Below are 1,904 nucleotides of genomic sequence, written 5' to 3'. Positions count from 1 at the left end.
CGGCTATGGACTTCCTCAGGCGCCCTCGCAGGCGATAAATCGCCTATCTTGCATATAGGCGCAAAAACGCCTATTTTGGATTCAGGCGGAATACCGCCTGTCCATGCGCAGGCTCATCTGCGACCGGAGGCGCGGTGATCGTTCGGGGCGAGAAGGGGTTGGCCGGCGTGATCCGCCGCTGGCGAGAGAAGCGGGGCCTGAGTCAAACCGAGCTCGCCCGGCGCGCGCGGTTGCGTCAGAAGACGATCTCGGATCTGGAGAACGGCGCGCCGCCGTCGTTCCGATCGCTAACCCGGATTCTCGCAGCGCTCGATCTCGAGATCGACGTCGTCGCGAGACGAGTCGACGCTCCCGAGGAGTTCTGATGGCGCGTCGTGTGACGAGAACGCTCTGCGTGCATCTTGGCGAGCGCATCGTCGGTCGGCTTCGCCTCGCCGCCAGCGGAGAGACCAGCTTCGCCTACGACGACGCGTGGATTGGCGAGGAGGGCGCGCCGATCTCGCGCAGTCTGCCACTGCGCCGGCAGCCCTATCTCGGTGGCGCCGCCATCAGCTTCTTCGACGGGCTTCTGCCGGACGCGGAGGCGATCCGGGTCCGGATCGCTGAACGCGAGGGGGCGGCCTCGACCAGACCCTTCGACCTGCTGGACGCGATCGGGCGCGACTGCGTCGGCGCGCTCCGATTCCTGCCGGAAGGCGCGCCGGTGGAGCCCGCGGGGCCGCCGACCGGACGACTCATGACCCTCGAAGAGGTCGCCGAGCGGGTGCGGGGGCTCAAGACCGCGCCGCTCGGTCGCGTCGGCGGTGAGTTTCGCATCTCGATCGCCGGCGCGCAGGACAAGACGGCGCTGCTCCGCCTGCCTGACGGCCGCTGGATGGAGCCGGCCGGATCCACGCCCACGTCGCACATCCTCAAGCCGCCGATCGGCGTGACGCAGGGCGGGCTTGATCTGTCCAGCAGCGTCGAGGCCGAGTGGCTGAGCCTCGCCCTCTGCCGCGCCTTCGGCCTTGAGGCGGCCTTGGCCGAGGTGATGGCGGTCGAGACGACGGCGGCCGGGCCGGTCAAGTGGCTGGCCGTGGAGCGCTTCGACCGGGTCTGGCGCGACGGGGTCCTGCGCAGGATCCACCAGGAGGACATGGCGCAGGCCTTCGGCGCGCCGACCCTGAAGAAGTATGAGAGCGAGGGCGGACCGGGCGTCCAGAGCATCATCGCGCTGTTGCGCGAGTCCGACCGCCCCGACCAGGACACGGCCGCCTTCCTGAAGGCGCAGATGGTGTTCTGGCTGCTGGCGGCGCCCGACGGGCATGCCAAGAACTTCTCCATCCAGCCGACCCGGGCCGGTTTCCGGCTTGCGCCACTCTACGACGTAATGACCTCGATTCCCTATGCGGATGTCCGGGAGTTCCATCCCCGCAGGGTGAAGCTCGCGATGGCGATTGGCGCCAGCCGGAAATGGAAGGTCGACGAGATCTGTCCGCGCCATTGGTGCGAGACGGCGGAAGCGGCGCTGCTCGACCGCGACCTCGCGCCAAGGCTGATGGCCGACATCGCCGCCAAGGCCCCATCGGCGCTGGACGAGGTTTCCCAGACGCTGCCCCAAGCCGTCTCGCACGCTTTCTTCGAACCGGTTGCGCAGGCCGTCCTGACGCGCGCGGCGCGCTTCGCCGGCTGAGTTCGCCCGCAACCCTGGCGCGCGGTGGTCTCGGTTAGAGCCGACACAAGAAATCGACGCGCCGTCCCAAATGCGATCAAAGCGATGGCCATCGCGGCGTGACCACCCCCAACTCTGACACGGTCCCGCAGCGCACCGTCGACATCCTCACGAAGGGGTTCCGAGACTGCTGACCCGTCCTCCGGTTCCACGCGCGGCTGGCGATGGCCACAGCGCCTCCAGAGCGACCGCC

At 68.6% G+C, this 1,904-nt stretch carries 2 protein-coding genes; both read left to right on the top strand.

Translation table 11 applies throughout. From position 1 onward, the window contains the following. The first annotated feature begins 167 nt into the window (after positions 1 to 167). The gene (locus V7Q31_RS19040) at positions 168 to 365 is read left to right on the top strand and encodes a helix-turn-helix domain-containing protein (protein WP_333835408.1); all 198 of its coding nucleotides are present in this window, start codon (positions 168 to 170) and stop codon (positions 363 to 365) included. Next, positions 365 to 1,672, top strand: coding sequence for a HipA domain-containing protein (locus V7Q31_RS19035; protein ID WP_333835407.1), 1,308 nt, complete (start codon positions 365 to 367; stop codon positions 1,670 to 1,672). Before V7Q31_RS19040 ends, V7Q31_RS19035 begins: the two co-directional genes overlap by 1 nt. Positions 1,673 to 1,904: the final 232 nt, after the last annotated feature.

Origin of the sequence: Rubrimonas sp., from assembly GCF_036788415.1 — a bacterium.
Taxonomy (GTDB): domain Bacteria; phylum Pseudomonadota; class Alphaproteobacteria; order Rhodobacterales; family Rhodobacteraceae; genus Rubrimonas.
This window is presented reverse-complemented; position numbering and strand designations above follow the sequence as displayed.

Excerpts from the sequence above, each read along its gene's own strand:
- V7Q31_RS19035 (WP_333835407.1), top strand. The coding sequence starts at position 365 with ATGGCGCGTCGTGTGACGAGAACGCTCTGCGTGCATCTTGGCGAGCGC.